Origin of the sequence: Streptosporangium sp. G11, assembly GCF_051192615.1 — a bacterium.
In the GTDB taxonomy this organism is placed as follows: Bacteria; Actinomycetota; Actinomycetes; order Streptosporangiales; family Streptosporangiaceae; genus Streptosporangium.
On sequence record NZ_JBPJUQ010000273.1, the window covers coordinates 1 to 1,565 of the forward strand.

A 1,565-nucleotide genomic window follows, 5' to 3' on the forward strand; every position below is an offset into this window, starting at 1 on the left:
GAGCCGGATGAAGCTAAAGTTTCACGTCCGGTTCTGTAGGCGAGTCGCCCCCGCGAGGGGGCGACTTAGCCAGCGCGGCGGCCGATGCCGGCCGCAGATTCGATGACCTGTTCAACCTCGTTCATGATCCGGCGACGCTCAGGGTGGCGTTCGATCGGGTCGCGGGCAATAAGGGTGAGAATACCGCTGGCGTGGACGGTATAACGGTTCGCGAGGTGGAGGAACGCATCGGCTTGACCGTGTTCCTGGAAGATCTCCGGACCGCTGTTAATGACGGCTCGTTTCGCCCTTTACCGGTGAGGGAGCGCAAGATTCCGAAACCGGGCGGGTCTGGAAAGGTGCGGCGACTCGGGATTCCCGTGATCGCCGACCGGGTCGTTCAGGCGGCACTCAAATTGGTACTGGAACCTATTTTCGAGGCTGACTTTGAGCCGGTCTCCTATGGGTTCCGGCCCAGACGGCGGGCGCATGACGCGATGGCCGAGATTCACCTGTTCGGCACGAAGAGCTACAGGTGGGTGCTGGACGCGGATATTCAGGCGTGTTTCGACGAGATCGACCACACGGCCCTGATGGACCGGGTTCGGGCACGAATCAAGGACAAACGCGTCTTGTCTTTGGTGAAGGCTTTCCTGAAGTCCGGAATCCTTACGGAGTTCGGTGAACGGCGGGATACGCACACCGGGACGCCGCAAGGCGGCATCTTGTCCCCATTGCTGGCGAACGTGGCTCTGTCGGTGCTCGATGAGCACCTGCACAGACCGTGGAAACTGGATGGGGCGATGTCGACCAATAAGCGACGTGAGAAGCGCCGCGCACAGCAAGTACCGAATTGGAGGATCGTTCGCTATGCCGATGACTTTGTCGTCTTGGTGAACGGCACCGAAGAGGATGTTGCAATGCTACGTGACGAAGTCGCGCGAGTGCTGGCACCGATGGGGTTGCGGCTGTCACCGGCCAAAACCCGGATCGTGCACATGAGCGAGGGATTCGACTTTTTGGGGTTCCGCGTCCAGTGGCGCCGCAAGCAAGGTACGAATAAGTGGCATGTGTACACCTTTATCGCAGACCGGCCGATCAAGTCGGTTAAGGCGAAGATCCGTGCACTGACCCACAGGTTTTCACAGGCAAATCTGGAGTACGTGCTTGATCGACTCAATTCGATCATGCATGGTTGGGCCAACTATTTCCGGCACGCTATCGCGTAGAACATGTTCAGCATGTTGGACAACTTCACGTGGCAAAGACTGATGCGCATGATGATGCATCGATTCCGCTGGAAGTGGCGGGATGTCCGCCGAAGGTATGTCACCCCGGAAGGGCACTGGCTACCAATCACGGCGGGCAGGATCGAGCGCCGTCCGATCGCGGCGGTTCCGGTCACCCGGTACCGCTATCGCGGAGCCAAGATCCCCACTCCCTTCTTGCCCCTCGAACACGCTTGACGGCAGACGCCGTGGAGAGCCCGTTGCGTTGAGAGGCGCACGGCGGGTGTGCGCCGTGAGGCGCTTCGTTGTATCCCCGACGCAGTCGGGAGGAACTCGGAGGGAGGTTCTTGGGTCGCC

The 1,565-nt window shown here is 60.1% G+C and carries 2 protein-coding genes; both read left to right on the forward strand.

Annotated features, from left to right (window positions below; genetic code table 11):
* The first annotated feature begins 143 nt into the window (after window positions 1-143).
* Window positions 144-1,208: a group II intron reverse transcriptase/maturase gene (ltrA, locus tag ACSDR0_RS50485; protein WP_435296112.1), complete on the forward strand. Its 1,065-nt coding sequence runs from the start codon at window positions 144-146 to the stop codon at window positions 1,206-1,208.
* 12 nt (window positions 1,209-1,220) lie between these two features.
* Window positions 1,221-1,445, forward strand: coding sequence for a hypothetical protein (locus ACSDR0_RS50490; protein ID WP_435296113.1), 225 nt, complete (start codon window positions 1,221-1,223; stop codon window positions 1,443-1,445).
* Window positions 1,446-1,565 lie beyond the last annotated feature (120 nt).

Excerpts from the sequence above, each read along its gene's own strand:
- ACSDR0_RS50490 (WP_435296113.1), top strand. The coding sequence starts at position 1,221 with ATGTTGGACAACTTCACGTGGCAAAGACTGATGCGCATGATGATGCAT.